The 21,589-nt window shown below is 72.2% G+C and carries 17 protein-coding genes; 8 read left to right on the top strand and 9 right to left on the bottom strand.

Translation table 11 applies throughout. The annotated features are described in order from the left end of the window. The first annotated feature begins 13 nt into the window (after positions 1 to 13). From DBP14_RS09210 to DBP14_RS09195, 4 genes are all read left to right on the top strand, one after another. Positions 14 to 1,240, top strand: a complete 1,227-nt coding sequence (locus DBP14_RS09210; RefSeq protein WP_129306531.1) for an RNA-guided endonuclease TnpB family protein — start codon at positions 14 to 16, stop codon at positions 1,238 to 1,240. A gap of 270 nt (positions 1,241 to 1,510) precedes the next feature. Beyond that, on the top strand, positions 1,511 to 2,359 hold the full coding sequence (locus DBP14_RS09205) for a 3-hydroxyacyl-CoA dehydrogenase family protein (protein ID WP_129306530.1): 849 nt from the start codon (positions 1,511 to 1,513) through the stop codon (positions 2,357 to 2,359). Positions 2,360 to 2,515: 156 nt separating this feature from the next. Then, positions 2,516 to 2,839 (top strand): STAS domain-containing protein, encoded by a 324-nt coding sequence (locus DBP14_RS09200; RefSeq protein WP_129306529.1) that lies wholly within the window; start codon positions 2,516 to 2,518, stop codon positions 2,837 to 2,839. Between the two features lie 321 nt (positions 2,840 to 3,160). After that, complete coding sequence (locus tag DBP14_RS09195; RefSeq protein ID WP_129306528.1) at positions 3,161 to 5,662, top strand: ATP-binding protein; 2,502 nt, start codon at positions 3,161 to 3,163, stop codon at positions 5,660 to 5,662. A 102-nt stretch (positions 5,663 to 5,764) separates the two neighbouring features. Here DBP14_RS09195 and nucS read toward each other — a convergent pair whose 3' ends face one another. Beyond that, positions 5,765 to 6,436, bottom strand: a complete 672-nt coding sequence (nucS, locus tag DBP14_RS09190) for an endonuclease NucS (protein ID WP_129306527.1) — start codon at positions 6,434 to 6,436, stop codon at positions 5,765 to 5,767. Positions 6,437 to 6,735: 299 nt separating this feature from the next. Between nucS and DBP14_RS09185 the strand changes: the two genes are divergently transcribed. Next, positions 6,736 to 7,128, top strand: coding sequence for an SCO5389 family protein (locus DBP14_RS09185; RefSeq protein WP_129306526.1), 393 nt, complete (start codon positions 6,736 to 6,738; stop codon positions 7,126 to 7,128). 133 nt (positions 7,129 to 7,261) lie between these two features. Here the strand turns inward: DBP14_RS09185 and DBP14_RS09180 are convergent, their stop codons facing one another. Next, positions 7,262 to 8,290, bottom strand: coding sequence for an LLM class flavin-dependent oxidoreductase (locus tag DBP14_RS09180; RefSeq protein ID WP_129306525.1), 1,029 nt, complete (start codon positions 8,288 to 8,290; stop codon positions 7,262 to 7,264). Positions 8,291 to 8,511: 221 nt separating this feature from the next. On the opposite strand from DBP14_RS09180, the gene DBP14_RS09175 reads away from it, so the two are divergent. After that, on the top strand, positions 8,512 to 8,844 hold the full coding sequence (locus tag DBP14_RS09175; protein ID WP_129306524.1) for an ATP/GTP-binding protein: 333 nt from the start codon (positions 8,512 to 8,514) through the stop codon (positions 8,842 to 8,844). Between the two features lie 14 nt (positions 8,845 to 8,858). On the opposite strand, the gene DBP14_RS09170 is transcribed toward DBP14_RS09175, so the two are convergent. The 7 genes from DBP14_RS09170 to mce all read right to left on the bottom strand — a co-directional run bounded on the left by DBP14_RS09170 (position 8,859) and on the right by mce (position 19,032). Continuing rightward, on the bottom strand, positions 8,859 to 9,737 hold the full coding sequence (locus DBP14_RS09170; protein WP_129306523.1) for an ABC transporter permease subunit: 879 nt from the start codon (positions 9,735 to 9,737) through the stop codon (positions 8,859 to 8,861). Further along, positions 9,734 to 11,113 (bottom strand): ABC transporter ATP-binding protein, encoded by a 1,380-nt coding sequence (locus tag DBP14_RS09165; RefSeq protein ID WP_129306522.1) that lies wholly within the window; start codon positions 11,111 to 11,113, stop codon positions 9,734 to 9,736. The genes DBP14_RS09170 and DBP14_RS09165 overlap by 4 nt, the downstream gene beginning before the upstream one ends. A gap of 144 nt (positions 11,114 to 11,257) precedes the next feature. Beyond that, complete coding sequence (locus DBP14_RS09160) at positions 11,258 to 12,031, bottom strand: ABC transporter permease (RefSeq protein WP_129306521.1); 774 nt, start codon at positions 12,029 to 12,031, stop codon at positions 11,258 to 11,260. A 3-nt stretch (positions 12,032 to 12,034) separates the two neighbouring features. Then, the gene (locus DBP14_RS09155; protein ID WP_129306520.1) at positions 12,035 to 12,991 is read right to left on the bottom strand and encodes an ABC transporter ATP-binding protein; all 957 of its coding nucleotides are present in this window, start codon (positions 12,989 to 12,991) and stop codon (positions 12,035 to 12,037) included. A 267-nt stretch (positions 12,992 to 13,258) separates the two neighbouring features. Next, positions 13,259 to 14,194 carry a cellulose-binding protein gene (locus DBP14_RS09150; protein ID WP_129306519.1) on the bottom strand — a complete coding sequence of 312 codons (936 nt, stop codon included), beginning with the start codon at positions 14,192 to 14,194 and terminating at the stop codon, positions 13,259 to 13,261. Positions 14,195 to 14,379: 185 nt separating this feature from the next. Next, the gene (gene scy, locus DBP14_RS09145; RefSeq protein WP_129306518.1) at positions 14,380 to 18,360 is read right to left on the bottom strand and encodes a polarized growth protein Scy; all 3,981 of its coding nucleotides are present in this window, start codon (positions 18,358 to 18,360) and stop codon (positions 14,380 to 14,382) included. 231 nt (positions 18,361 to 18,591) lie between these two features. Continuing rightward, entirely contained in the window at positions 18,592 to 19,032 is a 441-nt protein-coding gene (gene mce / locus DBP14_RS09135; RefSeq protein ID WP_129306517.1) for a methylmalonyl-CoA epimerase, read from the bottom strand. Positions 19,033 to 19,181: 149 nt separating this feature from the next. Here mce and DBP14_RS09130 point away from each other — a divergent pair, with 149 nt between their 5' ends. Together DBP14_RS09130 and meaB are read left to right on the top strand one after the other, a co-directional pair. After that, positions 19,182 to 20,390 carry an acetyl-CoA C-acetyltransferase gene (locus DBP14_RS09130; protein ID WP_129306516.1) on the top strand — a complete coding sequence of 403 codons (1,209 nt, stop codon included), beginning with the start codon at positions 19,182 to 19,184 and terminating at the stop codon, positions 20,388 to 20,390. A gap of 44 nt (positions 20,391 to 20,434) precedes the next feature. Next, complete coding sequence (gene meaB / locus DBP14_RS09125) at positions 20,435 to 21,391, top strand: methylmalonyl Co-A mutase-associated GTPase MeaB (RefSeq protein ID WP_129306515.1); 957 nt, start codon at positions 20,435 to 20,437, stop codon at positions 21,389 to 21,391. Positions 21,392 to 21,589: the final 198 nt, after the last annotated feature.

Genomic DNA, 21,589 nt, shown 5'->3' with positions numbered 1-21,589 from the left:
GTAGATTGACACCATGGCGACACTGCGGAAGGGATCGGGGGATACGGGGTATGCCCGATACACCTACCGGCTTCGCGTGTCGTCGACCGTCAGGGCGGCCTTGCTTGCCGAGTGGGACCGCTGCCGCTGGATCTGGAACGAGGCCGTGGCCAAGTCGCGCCAGGTGCACGCTCACAACCGGGTCAACCCCGGCGGCAAGCTGACGTGCGGCCCGGCACAACTCGACAAGATGCTCACCGAAGCCCGTGCCCGCACGGCCTGGCTCCGCGCCGGCACGTCGGTGCCGCAGCAGCAGACCATCCGGGACTTCGCCACGTCTCGCTCCAGGGCACTGAAGGACATCGAGAAACGGCTTCCGCTGCGGCAGCGCGCGGGCATGCCCCAACACAAGAAGAAGCGCGAGGCGCTGCCCACGCTGAACTACACGCAGCGCGGGTTCCGGCTCAAGGACGGCCGCCTACACCTCGCCGGCGGCATCAGTTTGACGGTGGTGTGGTCGCGTGACCTTGCCGCCAAGCCCTCCAGTGTGCGCGTGTACCAGGACGCGCTGGGGCACTGGTACGCCTCGTTCGTCGTCGCCACCGGGACTCAGCCGCTCCTCAAAACGGGCGCCGTGCTCGGCGTTGACTGGGGCGTGAAAGAGACTGCCACCACCACGTCCGATGCCCACGACCTCCCCCACCCACAGCACGGACGCAAGGCGCAGGCCAAGCTGACCCGGTATGACCGGATGATGGCCCGCCGCAAGCCGAAGAAGGGACAGGTCGCCTCGAAGGGCTATCGCGAGGCGAAGAGGTGGCGTGCCAAGGTGTACGCGAAGATCACCAGGCAGCGGCAGGACGCCGCCCGCAAGTGGGCCAAGCGCGTGGTTCGCGATCACGACGCGATTGCCGTCGAGGACTTCCGGCCGAAGTTCCTGGCCAAGACCACCATGGCCCGTAAAGCTGCCGACGCGGCGATCGGCGCCACCAAGCAGGCCTTGATCGATATGGGCCGCAAGCATGGGCGGGACATCCGCCTGGTACATCCCGCGCACACCACCATGGACTGTGCGTCGTGCGGAGCGAGAACCAAGCACGCACTACCTCTCTCAGAACGTACCTACACCTGCACCACCTGCGGAGCCGTGTCCCCCAGAGACAAGAACTCCGCCCGCGTGATGCTCGTCCGGGCTGGTCTCAACCCGGCCGGTGTCGAGGGCGTAAGACCCCTGGGGGCGCTGCTCCCTGAGGCAGCCTGAGCCGGGAATCCCCTCCCTCAAGGAGGGGAGGATGTCAAGAGAGGTGCTTCTCCTCGGTCCCGGTCGGTCGGTCCCGGTCGGTGCTCAACTACGCCGTGCGCGGCGCGTCCTGAGCCCGCGGCAGCCGGCCGCGGGTCACGGCGCACAGGACGTGACGGGTGTCTCACCCCCTGAGACCGTGACACGCGTTACTAACCGCTCACACAGCGGCGCCGGAGCGCTAGGGTCCGCCCGAGAAGCAGACTTGGAGCGCGTTCGAGGGAGTCGTCAGTGGCACGGAAGCTTGCCGTCATCGGGGCAGGGCTCATGGGTTCCGGCATCGCCCAGGTGTCCGCACAGGCGGGTTGGGACGTCGTCCTGCGGGACGTCACCGACGAGGCGCTGAAGCGTGGCACCGACGGCATCAAGGCCTCGTACGACAAGTTCGTCAGCAAGGGCAAGCTGGCGGCGGACGACGCCGAGACCGCCCTCGGCCGCATCACCGCCACCACCGACCTGGACGCCGCCGCCGACGCCGACGTCGTCGTCGAGGCCGTCTTCGAGAAGCTGGAGGTCAAGCACGAGATCTTCCGCGCGCTCGACAAGATCGTGCGCCCGGACACCGTGCTCGCCTCCAACACCTCCGCCATCCCGATCACCAAGATCGCGGCGGCCACCGAGCGGCCCGAACGGGTCGTCGGCGTGCACTTCTTCTCGCCGGTGCCGATGATGCAGCTCGTCGAGCTGGTCCGCGGATACAAGACCAGCGACGAGACCCTCGCCACCGCGCGGGAGTTCGCCGAGTCCGTCGGCAAGACCTGCATCGTCGTCAACCGCGACGTCGCCGGCTTCGTCACCACGCGCCTCATCTCCGCGCTGGTCGTCGAGGCCACCAAGCTCTACGAGTCCGGTGTCGCCACCGCCGAGGACATCGACCTCGCCTGCAAGCTGGGCTTCGGGCACACCATGGGCCCGCTCGCCACGGCCGACCTGACCGGCGTGGACATCCTGCTGCACGCCACCGGCAACATCTACACCGAGTGCCAGGACGAGAAGTTCGCTCCGCCGGAGCTGATGCGCCGGATGGTTGACGCCGGTGACATCGGCCGCAAGAGCGGGCAGGGCTTCTACACGTACTGAACCGACGCCGTACTGCCGCACGCCCTGAGGTTGTCACTCCTAAGGGTGAATTCGGTATCGGTTCGCTTACAACCAGCAACGCTCGTGCCGTTCAGGCAGTCAGACGTTGCACAGCACCGTCACGGAGCACGCCACCGCACTCAACGGGGAGCGCTTATGTACATCAGGGGCGACCACGCCGAGCTGGTCGTCGGGGGCCGCCTCGACGTCCGCAGCGCGGCGGACGCCCGTACGGCCCTGCACACGGCCGTCGACCACGGGGCCGGCGACCTGGTGCTCGACCTGTCCGGACTGGACTCGTGGGACGCCACCGGCCTCGGGGTGATCATGGGTGCGCACCGGCGGGCCGGCCGCTGCGGACGCCGCCTGGTGCTGCGCGGCGTCCCGGCCCAGATGCAGCGCCTCCTGGTGGCGACCCGGCTGCACCGGATCCTCGCCATCGAGGGCGGCATCGGCGTGGAGTCACTGCCCCGGGTGTGACGGTCGGGGGTCTTCGGGGCTTCCCGGGTGCGATGTCCCGGCCGTGACGGTGTGGTTCGGGCGGGACCGGGGCGACGGGACGGAACGGGGCGCGGAGCGCCCAACCGCACGTCGGGGGCAATCCTCACCGGACCGTGACGTCCCGGACCGCGCGGCACCCCGCCCTGTCGGAGATACTGTGCGAAGGTTTAGGGTTCGGTCGCCCGCAGCCTCGTCACACCCTCACGCGGGCCCGGACCAGAAGCGACAGCGCGCGGTGTGCGAACAGGCCGGGAGGGGCCGCAACGGCAGGGCACACGACGCTTTTGGGGGCACGAACCCATGGACCCGATCAACCCGGGACCCGAGGACCACGGCCAGGCACCGAGCCGCCGTCCGCCCCGGGAGTCCCTCACCGCCGACTTCGGCCCGGGCGCACCCGCGCTCGCCCGTACCGTGCGACTCGTCTCCGGCGACTTCCTGCTGACCGTCAACCCCGTCGACGGCAGCGAGATAGAACCCTGCCCGCCGGGTGAACAGCCCGGCCGGCCCCGCAAGCTGACCGCGGCCGAGCGCGCCGAGCGCGAGCGTGCCGCCCGGCCCCCCGTACCGCCCGGCCCGGCGCAGCCCGTGCTGTCCCTCCTGGAACGCCAGGACGAGCGTGAACGCCTGGTCCGCCTTCTCGCCCGTGGCCGCTCCGTCCGCCTCACCGGCCCCGCCGGCTCCGGCCGCACCGCCCTGCTCGACCTGGTCGCCGAGGACTGCCTCGACCTCGCCCCCGACGGTGTGGTCCGGCTCATCGGGTTCCGCCGCACCGCCGCCGAGCTGCTGCACGACCTCTGCCACGCCGTGTACGACGCCCCGCTGCACCGCCCCGGCCGGGACGAACTGCTCGGACTGGTCCGCGAGATCGGCGCGGTCGTCGTCGTGGACGACACCGAGATCGGCGGCGCCGCCCTCGACGAACTCCTCGACGCCACCCCCGAGTGCGCGTTCCTCTTCGGCGCCACCCCCGAGGTGCCCGCGCCGTCCGCCGACGCCGATGTCGAGGAGGTCTTCCTCACCGGTCTCGACCGGGCCGGCGGCGTGGAGATCCTGGAACGGGCCGTCGGCCGCGTCCTCACCGAGGAGGAGGCCAACTGGGCCGGCGACCTGTGGTTCGAGTCCGAGGGCCTGCCCCTGCGCTTCGTCCAGGCCGGCGCGCTGCTCCGGCAGCGCGACCAGTTGCGCGCGAGCACCGGCGCGGTCGACGAGTACGGCGTCTTCGAGGACGTACGGCACCCGGACGGCTCCCACGCCGACGACGAGCCCCTGGAGCCGGCCGAGGACGAGGAGGTCCCGCTGCCCTCCCTCGGCGAGGCCGCGGCCCCCGCCCCGCTGCTGGCCTCCCGGCTCAGCGCCTCCGCGCGCGCCACCCTGCGGTTCGCCGTCGCCCTCGGCGGCGAGGTGCCGCACCAGGCGCACCTGCCCGCGCTGGTCGGCGACACTCACGCGGACGCCGCGCTCGGCGAACTCGCGGCCTGCGGCCTGGTCTCCCCGGTGGGACCCCGCTACCGCCTCGCGGCGGGCGTGCAGACCCAGCTGGAGGCCGCGGGCTACGGCGACGACGTGCCCGCCCAGGCCCTCGCCGCCGCCCAGCACTACGCCTGGTGGACCGGCCACCCCTCGGTCACCCCCGAGCGGGTGTGCGCCGAGGCCGACGCGGTCCTCGCCGCGCTCGCGGTCGTGGTGCCCGACACCGCCCCGCCCGCCGAGGACGAGGAGAGCACGGCCGTACGACTGGCCCGCACGGCCGCCCCAGCGTTCGCGTCCGGACTCCACTGGGGCGCCTGGGAACGGGCGCTGCGATCCGGTACGGAGGCCTCCCGGCTGGCCGGCGAGGTACCGGAACAGGCCTACTTCCACCACGAGTTGGGCGTACTCGCACTGTGCGGCGGCCAACTCGACCGGGCCCGCGCGGAACTGGAGGCGTCCATCGGCCTGCGCGGCGCCCTCTCCGACAAGCGGGGCACCGTCGCCGGCCGCCGCGCCCTCGCCCTGGTCGCCGACCGGGCGGGCGACACACCGGGCCCCCTGGCGTTCCCGGCCGCCGAGGAAGCCCCGGAAACGTCCCACGAGGAGCCGTCCCTCCCGCGCCGGACCATCCCCGCGATCTACAACTCCGGCACCACCACGGCCGTCCGGCCCGGCGTCCCGTCCAGTTACGGCCCCCTGTACGCCGACCCGCTGATCGCCACGCAGCAACTCCCCGCCCCCCAGAGCGGCGGCACCCTGCGCCGCCTGGCCCGCCGCAACCTGGTCGCGGCCGGCTCCGGCGCCCTCCTCGCCGTGGTCCTCGGCACCGTCGTCACCCTGGGCATGACCTCCCACGACACGGACAACAACCCGGCCGACAAGGTCAACACCAACCCCACAGCAGCGGAGAACCCCCCCACGGGAGACCTGGACGCAGACCCCGGGGTGACGGCGGGCCCGCCCAAGGCGAAGTCGAGTCCGGTCACCGCGGCACCGGGCGCCACGTCGACCGCCCAGACTTCGACGTCCACTTCTTCGGCGACTCCGACGGGAGCCCACGGAACGGGCAAGAAGGGCACATCCCCCACGCCCACCACGTCATCCGTGTCGACCAAGCCGACGCCGACGAAGTCCTCCCCGAAGCCGACCAAGTCGTCCACCTCGCCGTCCCCGTCCCCGTCGGCGTCCACGTCCAGCTCTTCGTCGACGTCCCCAGGCCCGTCGGACAGCGCGTCCACCACGACTACGGCCAGCCGCTCAGCCTCCAGCGCCCCGGCGGCCGCCAGCAGCTCCGCAGTCGCCCCGACCGACTCCGACCCTGTGCTGTAGCGACACGCGACCGATCCCGCCTGGCCCCTGGCGGGGGTAGGTAGGGCCTGGTGACGGAGTGGCCGGAATTGGTGGTGGGGAGGGGGGCCCGGCGCAGCCGGGTCAGAAGAGGCGGAGTTTGTCGTCTTCGATGCCTCGGAGGGCGTCGTAGTCGAGGATCTGGCAGTTGATGCCGCGGTCGGTGGCGAGGACGCGGGCCTGGGGCTTGATCTCCTGGGCGGCGAAGACCCCCCGGACCGGGGAGAGGTGGGGGTCGCGGTTCAGCAGGTCCAGGTAGCGCGTGAGTTGCTCGACGCCGTCGATCTCGCCGCGCCGCTTGATCTCCACCGCGACCGTCCCGCCGTCGGCGTCCCGGCACAGGATGTCCACCGGCCCGATCGCGGTCATGTACTCCCGGCGGATCAGCGTGTACCCGTCGCCCAGCGTCTCGATGCGGTCGGCGAGCAGTTCCTGGAGGTGGGCCTCCACGCCGTCCTTGATCAGCCCCGGATCCACGCCGAGTTCGTGCGAGGAGTCGTGCAGGATCTCCTCCATCGTGATGATCAGTTTCTCGCCCGCCTTGTTGACGACCGTCCACACCCCCTGCTCCTCGCCGTCCCCCTCCTTCAGCGTGCAGGGCGGCGACATCCAGTTGAGGGGCTTGTAGGCCCGGTCGTCGGCGTGGATGGAGACGCTGCCGTCCGCCTTGACCAGGATCAGGCGGGGAGCCGAGGGCAGGTGGGCGGTGAGCCGGCCGGCGTAGTCCACCGAGCACCGGGCGATGACGAGACGCATGGTCGGCAACGCTACTCGAATCACGGGAGTGCACGCGATTCGCCCTCCGGTCACCCGCCCCCATCCGGCACAGCGGCCCTCGGCCCCATCCCTTTCATCCCTGGAAACTCCTGTTCATCCTTGGCCGATTGTGGGTGCAACCCGACCATTCCAAATACGCATTCTGCTGGTGTGGTCACCTACGGTTGCCTACCGTAGGAACGGGAGGTCGCGGTGCGTGTACTGAGCGTGTTCGGCATACCGAACTCCCCTTATCTGTCCGGCAACCCCTGCCCGTCGGGGGTGCGAGAGGAGAACCCATGTCGCTCGACGTCTCACCGGCCCTACTCGAACAGGCCGAGCGAGGCGAGGTCGACGACGCAGCGTTCGTCGACTGCGTCCGGACCTCCCTGCCTTACGCATGGGAGATGATCAGCTCCCTGGTGGCCCGGCTGAAGGTCGACGGCGGTCCGTTCGCCGACAACCAGACGCCGCCGCCGGACGAGCAGGCACGCGGTCAGCTGCTGCGTGCGCTCGCGAGTGACGCCATACGCGGCGCGCTGCAGCGGCACTTCGGAGTGCGGCTGGCCTTCCAGAACTGCCACCGGGTGGCCGTGTTCCCGCAGGACCCCTCGGTGGACGAGACGCTGGCCCGCTTCACCTCGGCGCGCAACCAGTTGCTGAACCAGTCGCCGGAGCTCCGGGACTGCTGACGCTCGGCCCCGGTTCAGCCACAGTGAGCCGATGGCTTGCCGCTCCTCGGGGGAGGTGCATCACACGCGGGGCGGCAAGCACCCCTGGCGAGGCCCGCACGGGTCCGCACGGACCCGGCCCACAGGGCCGCGTTCAGCCCAGGTGCGGGAGGACCTCGGCACCCAGGCGCCGTACGTTCTCCTCCGTCGCGGCCAGGTCGCCCGAGCCCTCGACGAGCAGCGCGAAACGGGAGATGCCGGTGCGCTCGGAGGTCGCCGCGAGCCGGTCGGCGCACAGCCGCGGAGTGCCCACCGGGTGCAGCCCGCAGAGCAGTTCGGTGTAGGCGTGCGGATCGCGCATCGAACGCTTCCGGCCGTCCACCGTCACATGCGCGTCCAGACCCTGTTTCAGCCAACCCGGCATCGCCTTCAGCAGCGTCTCCGCCGCGTCCGTGCGCCGGTCCGCGATCTGGCAGACCCCCGCCGAGACATGAGCCGCCCCCGCGATCTCCTCGGCGGACCGGCCGGCCGCCCGCGCCGAGCGCCGCCACAGGGCGACCATCTCGGCCTTCTCCTCGTCTCCGACGTGCATCCCCAGCAGCATCGGCAGCCCGCGCTCGGCGGCCAGCCGTACGCTCGCCGGTGAGGTGCAGGCGACGACGACCTCCGGCCCGGGGGCCTCCGCCAGGGACTCCGACGGACGGGGCACCACGGGCACCTCGCGGAAGGCGAACCGCTCGCCCGCCGCCGACACCGACGGCTCCCGCAGCCAGCGCACCAGCAGATCGAGTGATTCCGGGAAGCCGCGCTCGTACGCCTCCAGGCCCGCGCCGAACACCTCCAGGTCCACCCACGGGCCGCCGCGCCCCACGCCCAGCGTGAACCGGCCGCCGCTCGTCAGGTGCAGCAGCGCGGCCTGTTCGCCGAGCGCCACTGGGTGGGCGGTCGGCAGCACGCTGACCGCCGTGCCGACCCGGATGCGGCGGGTGCGGCCGAGCAGTAACGCGGCCAGGGTGACCGCGGACGGACATGTGCCGTACGGCACGAAGTGGTGCTCGGCCAGCCATACTGTGTCCAGCCCGGCCTCCTCGGAGACCTCGGCCGCACGGACCGCCCGGTGCAGCGCCTCCCCGGGACCCTGGCCCGGGAACTGGGCCGCCAGCACAAAACTTCCTACGCGCATCGCTCTTCCTGCTTCCTCGGCTCCGACCCGGAGCTCCCCCACCCGGCATAACCGTCTGACACGTGCCCAGGACACGGCCTGGCGGAGTAATTTGCGGATTGTCTGCAGAATGGGTCGTCCGGGAGGGGGACTTGTACCGCTTGGTGTGCACGCGTACCCCTCAGAGCGCCGCGTAGGCTGGAGGCGGCCCGTGCTTCCTGTATAGCCCCGAGAGGTGTCCCGTGTCCCCGCGTCGCAACCGACCGAAGGCAGCCGGCGCGTCCGGCCGGAGCGCCGAGGACGAGGGCACCGGCCGGTACGGCGGCTGGCAGACCACGGAGAGCTGGCAGGGCGAGGAGTGGAGCGTGCGCCAGGTCGCGGGCGCGAGCACGCAGGGCAAGACCTACCGCTGCCCGGGCTGCGACCAGGTGATCCCGTCCGGCGTCCCGCACGTGGTGGCGTGGCCGGAACACGCGGGCGTCGACGACCGCCGGCACTGGCACAAGGCGTGCTGGAACGCGAAGGACCGCCGCACCACGCGGGCGCAGCGGTCCCGTAACGCGCCGAGGTTCTGAGGGCAGCCCAGGTACTAGACGTCCCGGCTCTGCAGCAGCGCGAAGGCGCCGCCGAACGCCACGGCCGTGATGACCAGGATGATCCACAGCGGATCCCAGCCGGACGGCCCGGAATCGCTGAGCGAGCTGCCGTAGAAGGTGCCGAGCTGGGTGGGGATCGAGTACTCCAGCAGGAACTGGCGCACCTTCTCCAGCGAGGACGCGAACATGAACAGCGCGATCACCAGCGGGGCCAGCACCAATCCGATCATGATGGTGATGGCGCCGGCCGAGTGCCGGATCATCGAGCCGACGAGCAGCGAGAGCAGTCCGAGTAGCGCGATGTAGAGGCTGACGCCGACCGTGCCCTTCAGCCACTCGCCGCCGGACGGGGTGCGCGCGCCGGCGTGACCGTCCAGCAGGGCGGTCTGCATCATCGCCACGAGGGTGGAGGCGACGAGCGTCACCACGAACGCGACGACGAAGAACACGATGGCCTTGGCGGCGAGCACCCGGCCCCGGCTCGGGCACGCGGTCATCGTCGTACGGATCATTCCGGTGCCGTACTCGGACGCCGTGGTGAGCACGCCGAGCGTGATGATGCAGATGCTGCCGAGCAGCAGGCCGAAGAAGCCCAGGGTCAGCGGGTTCTCGCCGTTCATGTCACCGGAGCTGCTGACCGCGAGGCCGGCCATCAGGCCGATGCCGAGGACCAGGACGACGAACACGCCGAGCGTCCACATCGTCGACCGCACCGACTTGATCTTCGTCCACTCGGAGACCAGCGCGTGCCCGAGGTGGGTGCGCACGACCGGGATCGGCGAGGTGTAGCCGGGGTACGTCCCGCCGGGCGCCGCCTGCCAGTCGGGCGCGGCGGCCGGGGCCTGCGGCATCGGGGGCTGGTGGGTGCTCATCGGGCGTCCTCGGGCTCGGTCGGTTCGGCGGCGGAAGAGGCGGCGGAGGCGGCGGGGGCAGCGGGGGTGGCGGAGGCGGCGGGGCCCTCTGCGGGGGGCGCGGCGGGTGCGACGGCGGGCTGGGCCGGCGCGGCGGGAGCCGCCGTCGCGGCCGGGGCCGCCGGGGCGGCCGCGGGCGGCTGCGGCGCCGAACCGGGCGCCTGCGGGGCCGCGTACGGGTTCGGCGCCCCGGCGGCGGGTGCCCCGGCGGGGGCGGTGCCGGGGGTGCCGTAGGGGTTCGGGACCGCGGGTGCGGGCTGAGCGCCGTACGGACCCGCGGGCGGGCCCTGCATCGCGAACGGCCGGCCGCCCTGCTGGGGCGGCGGCGGGGCGTACCAGCCGGGCTGGCCCTGGCCGGGAACCGGCATGGGCGGCTGCGCACCGGGCGGCAGCGGCTGCTGGAGGCCGGTGCGCTGGTCGATCGTCGAGCGGTAGTCGACGGCGCCCTGCGTCATCCGCATGTACGCCTCCTCCAGCGAGGCCTGGTGCGGGGACAGCTCCCACAGCCGTACGCCGGACTCGTGCGCGAGGTCGCTGATGCGGGGGAGCGGCAGCCCGGTGACCCGGAGACCGCCGTCCTGCTCGGGCAGCACGTGGCCGCCGGCCTCGGTCAGCGTGGAGGTGAGCTTCTCGCGCAGCTGCGGCTCGCCGTCGGGCGTGCGGACGCGCGCGAAGTCGGCGGAGTTGGCCGAGATGAAGTCGGTGACGCTCATGTCGGCGAGCAGCTGGCCGCGCCCGATGACGATGAGGTGGTCGGCGGTCAGCGCCATCTCGCTCATCAGGTGGGAGGAGACGAAGACCGTACGGCCCTCCGCCGCGAGCGCCTTCATCAGGTTGCGCACCCAGAGGATGCCCTCGGGGTCGAGGCCGTTGACCGGCTCGTCGAAGAGCAGCACCTGGGGGTCGCCGAGCAGCGCGGCGGCGATGCCGAGGCGCTGTCCCATGCCGAGCGAGAAGCCCTTGGAGCGCTTCCTCGCCACCTCCTGCAGGCCGACCACGCCGAGCACCTCGTCCACCCGCCGGGCCGGGATGCCGGACAGCTGGGCGAGGCTGAGCAGGTGGTTGCGCGCGGCCCGGCCGCCGTGCACGGCCTTGGCGTCGAGCAGGGCGCCGACCTGGCGGGGGGCGTTGGGCAGCTTGCGGTACGGGTAGCCGCCGATGGTCACGCCGCCGGACGTCGGGTTGTCCAGCCCGAGGATCATCCGCATGGTGGTCGACTTGCCCGAGCCGTTGGGGCCGAGGAAGCCGGTCACGGCGCCGGGACGCACCTGGAAGGAAAGGTTGTACACGGCGGTCTTGTCGCCGTATCGCTTGGTCAGGCCGACAGCCTCGATCATGCTCCGGATCCCATCGGACGGTACCCCTGAAAATTTCGGACAGCGGGGCACACGCCCCCGTAAGGGTTAGGAGGATATCGGGGCACTGACGGTTCCGCCCAAAAGAAAGTAAAGCCAGAGCATCACCGAGCGTCAGCGGCCGGCTCACTGGGCGTCGCGGTGCCGCAGCAGGAGGTACCCGCCGGCGACCGCCGCGACCACCCAGAGCAGCATGATGCCGAGCCCGCCCCAGGGGCCGTAGGGCGTGCTGTCGCCGATGCGCGGGACGACCCGCATGATGCGGCTGCCGGCCTGGTCCGGCAGGTACTGGCCGACCTTCTTCGTCGCGGAGACGTTGCCGAGGATGTTGGAGATCAGGAAGAAGAACGGCATCAGGATGCCGAGCGACAGCATCGGTGAGCGCAGCATGGTGGCGACGCCCATCGAGAACACCGCGATCAGCGTCATGTACAGCCCGCCGCCGAAGACCGCGCGCAGCACGCCCGGGTCGCCGAGGTGGGCCCGGTGGGTGCCGAGCATGGCCTGGCCGAGGAAGAACGTGGCGAAGCTGGTGGCCATGCCGACGACCAGCACCAGTGCGGCGGCCACCGCGAGCTTGCTGAACAGGAACGTGCCGCGCCTCGGCACGGCGGCCAGCGAGGTGCGGATCATGCCGGTGCTGTACTCGTTCGACACCACCAGCACCCCGAAGACGATCATCGCGAGCTGGCCGAGCGTCATCCCGGCGAAGCTGATGAACGTCGGGTCGAAGGAGAGCCGCTCGTTCTCGGGCATCGAGTCGAATTGGTGGTTGGACAGCGCGGAGATGAGCATCCCGAGCGCGATGGTGACGACCACCGCGAGTCCCAGTGTCCACACCGTGGACGCCACGGACCGGATCTTGGTCCACTCCGAGCGGATGACCTGGACGACCACCATGGCCTACGCCCCCTTCCAGTCGGCGCCCCAGTCCCGTGGGACGGGAGTGTCCCCGGTGTGCGCGTGGTACTCCACCGACTCCGCCGTCAGCCGCATGAACGCCTCCTCCAGCGAAGCCTGCTGCGGGCTCAGTTCGTGCAGCACGATCCCGTGCCGGGCCGCGAGCTCGCCGATCCGCTCGGCCTCCTTGCCGCCCTCCACCTCCAGCGTCCCGCCGCCCGCCTCGACGACGGTGATTCCTTCCTCGTGCAGCACGTCGAGCAGCCGCTCGCGCTGCGGGCTGCGGACCCGGGCGTACGACCGTGAGTTCTGCCGGATGAACTCCGCCATGGAGGTGTCGGCGAGCAGCCTGCCCTGACCGATGACGACCAGGTGGTCGGCGGTCAGCGCCATCTCGCTCATCAGATGGCTGGAGACGAACACCGTCCGCCCCTGCGCGGCCAGCGATTTCATCAGGTTCCGGATCCAGTGGATGCCCTCGGGGTCGAGCCCGTTGACCGGCTCGTCGAACATCAGGATCCGCGGGTCGCCCAGCAGCGCGGCGGCGATCCCGAGCCGCTGCCCCATGCCCAGCGAGAACCCCTTGGCCTTCTTCCGGGCCACCCCGGTCAGACCGACCGTGTCCAGCACCTCGTCCACCCGGCGCCGGGGGATGCCGTTGCTCTGCGCGAGGCACAGCAGGTGGTTGAAGGCACTGCGGCCACCGTGCACCCCCTTCGCCTCCAGCAGGGCCCCGATGTACGTCAGCGGGTCCCGCAGCTCCTCGTAGTGCCGGCCGTCGATCCGCACGTCCCCGGCCGTCGGCCGGTCCAGCCCCAGGATCATCCGCATCGTCGTGGACTTCCCGGCACCGTTGGGCCCCAGGAACCCCGTCACGATCCCCGGCCGCACAGCGAAACTCAGCCCGTCGACCGCCACCTTCTCGCCATACCGCTTGCTCAGCCCCACCAGCTCGATCATGCGGCCACGCTAAAACGGCAAAAAGCCCCCTGCCACTGGAGAACAGGGGGCTGTATCGATGCTCAGCTTCAAAGCACCCGAAGGGAAACGCGCCCCAAAGGGGCGCGGGGCTGTGTCGATATGCGGCTCCGCCGCGCGGGCGCGACCAGCACCGCCGACTTGGAAGCACCGCGGACGGACCGCGCCCCAAAGGGGCGCGGGGAACTGCGCGACCAGCCACAGCGGACCGGCAGCTCCCCGCGAACCCTCGAACCGCAGAGCCCGCGGCTAGCGAGACTGCTGTGCCGGAACACCCCGGGAAACCGGCTCGTCCTCGACCGGCGAGCCGGCGGCGGCCACAGCCGCCCCCGTCAGCGTCGCCAGCATCTCCCGCACATTCGTCAGCTGCGCGTTGATCGAGTCGCGCCGGTTGGTCAGCGCGGCCAGCTCCCGCTCGGATTCCGAGCGGATCCGGTCGGCCTTGGCGTTCGCGTCGGCCACGATGTCCTCGGCCTGGCGCTGAGCCGTCTCCACCGTCTGGCGGGCGCGGCGCTCGGCGTCCGTGCGCAGCTTCTCCGCCTCCAGGCGCAGCTGCTCCGCCCGGTGCTCGATCTCCGCGAGCCGCTTCTCGGCCTTCTGCTGACGCGAGGCCAGGTCGCGCTCGGACTGCTCGCGGCGCTTGGCGAGGTTCGTCTCGAAGTCGGCGGCGGCCTGCGCGGCCTTGGCGCGGGTCTCCTCGAAGAGGGCGTCCGCCTCCTCGCGCTTGGACTGCGCGTCCTTCTGCGCCTCGGAGCGCAGCTGGGCCGCCTCGCCCTTGGCCTTCTCGACGATCCGGACGCCCTCGTCCTCGGCCTTGGCCTTGCGCTCCGCGGCGAACGACTCCGCGTCGTTGCGGACCTGCTGGGCCGACGACTCGGCGAGCTCACGGTGCTGCTCGGCCGCGCGCCGGGCCTCCTCGCGCAGGTCCTTGGCCTCTTCCTCGGCCAGGCGCAGGATCTTCTCGACCCGCGCGCCGAGACCCGCGTACGACGGCTCGGCGTCGGTGACCTGGGCCTGGGCGTTCTGCGTTTCGAGGTGGAGCTCCTCGATGCGCTTCTCCAGAGCGGTGATGCGGGCGAGAGCGCTGTCACGGTCGGAGACGAGCTTGGAGATACGTTCGTCCACCTGAGCGCGGTCGTACCCACGCCGCACAAGCTCGAAGCCGTAGGGGGAAGTGTCGCTCATGGGGTTCCTGTCGAATGAGACCGGTGAGGTGATAGGTGGAATCCTAGGGGCCGAAGCGGTGTGTCATCGAGCGGATACGTGTTTGATCTGGAGAATGACACCTCTTTTGAGTGGCTGACGGTCGGAGGGCTTGCCAAGACGACCCGGGCAAAGCCCCCAGAACACACCGGAACGAACCTCCAGGGCTAGCCCTCTGACGACTTGCCACCCGATCGAGGGGGTCCGACGGTGGCGCCCGCCTTGACCCCGCCGTCCTTGCCCGAGGCCGGGGCCTCCAGGGAGCCCAACGCCTCCAGGACGTCCTGGACACGGGAGATCTCGGCGTTGATGTCCTCGCGCCGGCGCACCAGCGTCTCCAGCTCGCGCTTGCCCTCCTCGACCGTGGCCCGGGCCTCGCGGATCGCCTCGGCCCTCAGCTCCTCGGCCTCCCGGACCAGCGTGGCCTTCTTCTGCTCGGCCTCCTTCAGCAGGCCCTCCGCCTTCTTCACGGCGGCGATGCGCACCTTGCCGGCCTCGGAGTTGGCCTCCGACAGCAGCTCCTTGGCCTTCGCCTGCGCCTTGGCCAGCTGCTCCTCGGACGCCTTGATCAGCGCGTCGCAGCGGTCGCCGGTGGACTTCATCGTCTCGGCGGCCTCGCGGCGCGCCCGCTCGTGCAGCTCCTCGATCTCGGAGGTGATGCGGTCGCGCAGCTCCTCCGCGCGCTCCCTTATGGCCGTCGCGTCCCGGCGGGCGCCGACCAGCAGCTCGTCCGCGTCCGTACGGGCCTTCTCCACCCGGGAGTTGCCCTCGACCGTCGCCTCCGAGACGATCCGCTCGGCCTCGCTGCGGGCCGCGCCGACCATGGTGTCGGCCTGCGACTCGGCGTCCGCGGTGGTCTTCAGCGCCTGCTTCTGCGCCTCGGTGAGCAGCTTGTCCGCCTCGGCGGCCGTCTCGTTGATGAGCGTGTCGACCTGCTCGGCCGCCTCCGAGCGCCGCTTGTTGGCGTCCTTGCGGGCCTCGTCCAGGGTCCGCTCGGCCTCCTGGCGCGCGGTGCCGACCAGCCGTTCGGCCTCCGCCTCCGCGTCCGCCCGCAGGCGCTCGGCATCGGCGCGCAGCCGCTCCGCGTGCTGCTGCGCGGACCCGACCGTCTCGGCGGCCTCGGCGCGCAGCCGCTCCGCGTCGCCGCTCGCGTCCGCCAGCACCTGCTCGGCCGCCGCGACCGACTCGGCCCGCACCCGGTCCGCCTCGGCGAGGGTCTCGGCGCGCACCCGCTCGGCCTCGGTGAGGGCCTCCGTGCGGACCCGGTCGGCCTCCGCGACGGTCTCCGACTGGAGCCGCTCGGCCTCCGTGAGCGCCTCGGTGCGCACCCGGTCGGCCTCCGCGGCCGTCTCGGTGCCCAGCCGCTCGGCCTCGCTGCGGGCCTCGGTGATGAGGGTGTCCGCCTGCGTCGCCGCGTCCGACCGGATCCGGTTCGCGTCCTCGCGGGCGTCCGCCCGGGTGCGGGACGCCGCCTGCTCGGCCTCGGCGAGCGCGTCGGACGCCTCCGTGCGCACCCGCTGGGAGTACTCCGACGACTCGGCGCGCAGCCGCTCGGACTCGGCGATCGCGTCCGCCGTCGTCCGCTCGGCGAGCGCCTTCGCCGCCTCGGTCTCCTCGTGCGCCTCGCGCCGCAGCCGCGAGGCGTCCTCGCTCGCCCGCTCCCGCTCGGCGTAGGCGTCGGCGCGGACCCGGTCCGCCTCCTCCTCGGCCTCCCGCCGGGTGCGGTCCGCCGCGTGCTCGGCGGCCGAGCGCAGCCCGGCGATCTCCTCCTGCGCCTGCTCGTGCAGCCCGGCGACGGAGTCCCGTACCTGCTGGGCGTGCTGTTCGGCGGCCGACACCATCTCGCCGGCCCGCCGGTCGGCCTCCTCGACCAGCCGGGTCGCCTCGGCCTGCGCCTCCTCCACGCGCCTGCGCGCGGAGGCCAGCAGTTCCTCGCTCTGCTCGCGGGCCCGCCGGCGCTCCTCCTCGGCCTCCTCGCGGGCGGCACCGAGGAGCTCCTCGGCCTCGCGGCGGCGCCGTACGGCCTCCTCCTGCGCGGCGGCCAGCGTCTCGGACGCCTCCGTGCCCAGCCGCTCCGCGGCGGCCTGCGCTTCGGCGCGGACCCGGTCGGCGCTGTCCTGGGCCTCCGTCTTCAGCCGCTCGGCCTCGGCGGCGGCCTCGGAACGCAGCCGTACGGCCACGTTCTCGCCCTCGGCCCGCGAGGCGGACGCGTCCGCGGCGGCCTCGGTGCGCAGCCGCTCCGCCTCGGCCTCGGCCTGCTGCTGGAGCGTACGGATCCGGTCGGCGGCCTCCGTGCGCAGGCGCTCGGCCTCCTCGCCGGCCTCCCGGCGGATCCGGGACGCCTCCTCGCGGGCCTCGGTGAGGGCCTGCTCGGCGGACGCGAGGCGTTCCTCGGCGTCCGTGTGCAGCCGGGTCAGCTCCTCGGCGGCCTCCGCCCGGCGCGCCTCGACGGCCCGCTCGGTCTCCTCGCGAAGCTCGCGCGCGGCCCGCTCGGCGTCCGCCGTCAGCGCCTCGGACTGCTCTGCGGCCTCGGCGCGCAGCCGCTCGGCCTCCTTGCGGGTGCGCTCCAGGGTCTCCTCGGCCTGCCGGCGCAGCGCGGTCGCCCGCTCGATGGCCTCGGTGCGGACCTTCTCGCTGTCCGCCGTCGCGGTCTGCCGCAGCTCGTCGGCGTCCGCCTTGGCCTTGGCGAGCAGCTCCTCGGCGGAGCCGGCCGCCTCCTCGATCTGCGCCACCGCCTCCCGGCGGGCCTCGGCGCGGATCGACTCGCCCTCGGCGACCGCGTCGGCGCGCAGCTGCTCGGCCTCGCCGCGCAGCCGGCGCGCCTCCTCCTGCAGCTCGACCGTCTTGGCGCGGTACTCCTTGGTGTCGTCCTTCGCCGCGCCCTTGAGCTCCTCGGCGATGTCATGCGCCTCGGCGCGCAGCCGGTCCGCCTCGGCCTCGGCCTCGGTGCGGATCCGCTCGGCCTCCTCGGCGGCGGCCTTCGTGGTCTTCTTCGCGTCCTCGGCGGCCTTGTCGAGGACGTCCTCGGCGGTCTTCGCCGCCTTCGACAGCTGGGTGGCCGCCTCCTCGGCGGTGATGCCGCGGGCCTTCTCGGCGGCCTCGGTGACGATCTTCTCGGCCTCGGCGCGGGCGTCGGCGACCAGCTGCTCGGCGTCCGCCTTGGTGGCCTCCGCCTCCTTGGTGGCCTCGCCGACCAGCCGTGCCACCTGCTCCTTGGCGGTACGCGTGCGGGTCTCGTTGGCGGCCTCGGCGCTCGACAGCGCCTTCGCCGCGGCCTCCTCGGCCTCCTTGACCAGCTTCTCCGCCGCGGCCTGCGCCTTGCGCAGCGCCTCGTCGGCGTCCGCCATGCGCTGCTCGGCGGCCCGGCTCAGCTCGCCGGCCTGCCTGCGGGCCGCGTCCGACTCGCCGGCCGCGTCCGTGCGCAGCTGCTCGGCGTGGTCGGTGGCCTCCTGCGCCTGCGTCGAGGCGGCGTTCAGCAGCCGCTCGGAGTCCGTGCGGGCCCGGCGCAGCAGCTGCTCGGCCTCCGCGCGGGCCGCCTCGGCGTCGCTCTGCAGCCGCTCGCGGGCCTCCCGGGTCAGCCGCTCGGCCTCCGCGCGGGCGGCGGCCAGCGCCTGCTCCGCCTCGGCACGGGACTCCTCCAGCAGCCGGCGGGCCTGCTGCTCGGAACGCGAGCGCACCTGCTCGGCCCAGGTCACGTTCTCGTTGACGTGCGACTCGACGGTCTGCCGGCGCTCGGCCAGCTCCTGGTCGAGCTGCTGGCGCCGGCTCACCGCCTCCTGGTGCAGCTCCGCCTGGAGCCGGGCCGCCTGCTCGGCGTGCTCCTGGAGGATGCGCTGGGTCTGCGCGCGGGCCTGGCTCAGCTCCCGCTCGGCGTCCTGACGCAGCTGGTCGGCCTGCATCTGGGCGTTGCGCAGCAACTGCTCGGCCTGGTAGCCGATGTCACCGCCGTCGTAGGCGGGCCGGGTCATGAGGGTGCGGCGCGCCTCGTGCAGCTTGGCGCGCAGCACCTCGACCTGGTAGCCGAGGTCATCGGCGTGCTGGATCGCCTTCTCCCGCTCGGTCCTCAGCCGCTTCATCTCGGCCTCGAACCGAGAGAGGTGGTCGACGTCAGCCGCCGGCTCTCGCTCCTGGCTCTCGTAGCCCCGCACTGCGCGGTCCCATCCGTCCCCTGGTCAGCTTCTCCAACGAGCTCCGTCCATCGGCCGAACGGTGCCCCCGGGGAAATGGTGTCAGATCAACGGCGGAGCACGGGCTGCCGCCCCGACGCTCGTCCCCCGAAACCCGGACCCCGGCCTGGTCCCGCCGCCACGACGACAGGACGCGGTCGCCCCGGTTCAGGGACGACCGCCCCCAACCCTACCGGCCCCTATGTACGAGGGTCAGTGCTCAGGCGACTCAACCGGGGCCGAAGTGACCAGTTCTGTCAGCACACCATGGCAGTCCTTGGGGTGCAGGAAGGTGATCCGCGACCCCATGGAGCCGATCCGTGGCTCCTCGTAGAGCACCCGGACACCCTTCTCACGGATGCCGGCGGCGTCCTGGCCGACGTCTGCGGTGCCGAAGGCGATGTGGTGGACGCCCTCCCCGTTCTTCGCGAGCCACTTGCCGACTGCGGAGTCCTCGCGGGTCGGTTCCAGCAGCTGAAGGTAGGAGGCGCCGCCGTCGGACGTCTCGTTGATCTTGAGCATGGCCTCGCGCACGCCCTGTTCCTCGTTGACCTCGGTGTGGAACACCTCGAAGCCGTACGTGGCCTTGTAGAACTCGACGGTCGCGTCGAGGTCGTGACAGGCGATCCCGATGTGGTCGATTCGCGTCAGCATGGAATCAGTGGAGCGCTCCGGAGGTGGTTACGCAACGTGCGCGCGATCACACCCGCGTGCCGGTGACGGCACGGAGTGCCACTCAGTACATTCGATGTAAACCCTCGTTCACTCCTCGGCCGGGCAGGCCGGTAAGGGGATCGCAGCTCATGTCTTCTGGAACTCCCGGTACGACCAGCTCGGTGATCGTCGCGGGCGCGCGCACGCCCATGGGCCGTTTGCTCGGCTCCCTCAAGTCCTTCTCCGGAGCCGACCTCGGCGGCTTCGCGATCAAGGCCGCCCTCGACCGTGCGGGGATCGGCGGCGACCAGGTGCAGTACGTGATCATGGGCCAGGTCCTCCAGGCCGGCGCCGGCCAGATCCCGGCCCGCCAGGCGGCGGTCAAGGCCGGCATCCCGATGAACGTCCCGGCGCTCACCATCAACAAGGTGTGCCTCTCCGGCCTCGACGCCATCGCGCTCGCCGACCAGCTGATCCGCGCCGGCGAGTTCGACATCGTCGTCGCCGGCGGCCAGGAGTCCATGACCAACGCCCCGCACCTGCTCCCGAAGTCCCGCGAGGGCTTCAAGTACGGCGCGGTCGAGATGCTCGACGCGATGGCCTACGACGGCCTCACCGACTCCTTCGAGGGCATCGCCATGGGCGAGTCCACGGAGAAGCACAACACCCGCCTCGGCATTCAGCGCCCCGAGCAGGACGAGATCGCCGCCCTGTCCCACCAGCGGGCCGCCGCCGCGCAGAAGAACGGCGTCTTCGAGGCCGAGATCACCCCGGTCGAGATCCCGCAGCGCAAGGGCGAGCCCGTCCTGTTCAGCAAGGACGAGGGCATCCGCGGCGACACCACGGCCGAGTCCCTCGGCAAGTTGCGCCCGGCCTTCACCAAGGACGGCACGATCACCGCGGGCACCTCCTCGCAGATCTCCGACGGCGCCGCCGCCGTCGTCGTGATGAGCAAGGCCAAGGCGGAGGAGCTGGGCCTGACCTGGCTCGCCGAGATCGGCGCCCACGGCAACGTGGCCGGCCCGGACAACAGCCTGCAGTCCCAGCCGTCCAACGCCATCCGGCACGCGCTGAAGAAGGACGGCCTGGAGGTCTCCGACCTCGACCTGATCGAGATCAACGAGGCGTTCGCCGCGGTCGCCGTCCAGTCAATGAAGGACCTGGGCGTGTCCACGGAAAAGGTGAACGTCAACGGCGGTGCCATCGCCCTGGGCCACCCGATCGGCATGTCCGGCGCGCGGCTCGTGCTCCACTTGGCGCTGGAGCTGAAGCGGCGCGGCGGCGGGGTCGGCGCGGCCGCCCTGTGCGGCGGCGGCGGCCAGGGCGACGCCCTGATCGTCCGGGTCCCGAAGGCCTGAGCTGTTTCTGTTTGTCTGTCGGTGAACGTGAACGGAGCCGTGTGATGCAGGACGTCTCCTCTCTGGTGGCCCAGGCCAGGGACGGCAGGCCGCGGGCCGTGGCCCGGCTGATCTCCCTGGTGGAGGGGGCGTCCCCGCAGCTCAGGGAGGTCATGGCGGCGCTGGCCCCGCTCACGGGCAACGCCTACGTGGTCGGTCTGACCGGCTCGCCGGGCGTCGGCAAGTCGACGTCGACCTCCGCGCTCGTCACGGCGTACCGCAAGCAGGGCAAGCGGGTCGGCGTCCTGGCCGTCGACCCGTCCTCGCCCTTCTCCGGCGGCGCCCTGCTCGGCGACCGGGTCCGGATGTCCGACCACGCCTCCGACCCCGGGGTCTACATCCGCTCGATGGCGACCCGGGGCCACCTCGGCGGCCTCGCCTGGGCCGCCCCGCAGGCGATCCGCGTCCTGGACGCGGCGGGCTGCGACGTGATCCTGGTCGAGACGGTCGGCGTCGGCCAGTCCGAGGTGGAGATCGCCTCCCAGGCCGACACCGCCGTCGTCCTCCTCGCTCCGGGCATGGGCGACGGCATCCAGGCGGCCAAGGCCGGCATCCTGGAGATCGGCGACGTGTACGTCGTCAACAAGGCCGACCGGGACGGGGCGGACGCCACGGCCCGCGAACTCAACCACATGCTCGGCCTGGGCGAGGCCCGCGGCCCCGGCGACTGGCGCCCCCCGATCGTCAAGACGGTCGCCGCCCGCGCCGAGGGCGTCGACGAGGTGGTCGAGGCCCTCGAAAAACACCGCGCCTGGATGGAGGAGCGTGGCGTCCTCGCGGAACGCCGCCTCTCCCGCGCCTCCCACGAGGTCGAGACGATCGCCGTCACCGCCCTGCGCGAACGCATCGGCGACCTCCACGGCGACCGCCACCTCGGCACCCTCGCCGAACGCATCGTCGCCGGCGAACTGGACCCGTACAGCGCGGCAGACGAACTGGTCACGGGCCTGACGAAGGGCTGAGGAGCGCTGTTGAGCGCCGGAGCCGGGCCGGTCCGGGGTCGTCGGGGCCGAGGGCCGGCGAAAGGCTGATCCGGCTCGTACGTCCCGGGACCGGGCAACCCGGGGGCCGGTACCCGCGGGGCTGGTGAGGCCGCGGGCCTGACGAAGGGCTGAGGGACGCTGCCGCGCGCCGGGGCCGGGCCGGGGTCGGCGGAGGGC

The sequence above is a fragment of the Streptomyces sp. L2 genome (assembly GCF_004124325.1).
GTDB lineage: Bacteria > Actinomycetota > Actinomycetes > Streptomycetales > Streptomycetaceae > Streptomyces.
The sequence above is the reverse complement of the archived record's forward strand: the minus strand, read 5'-3'. Positions and strand labels throughout refer to the sequence as shown.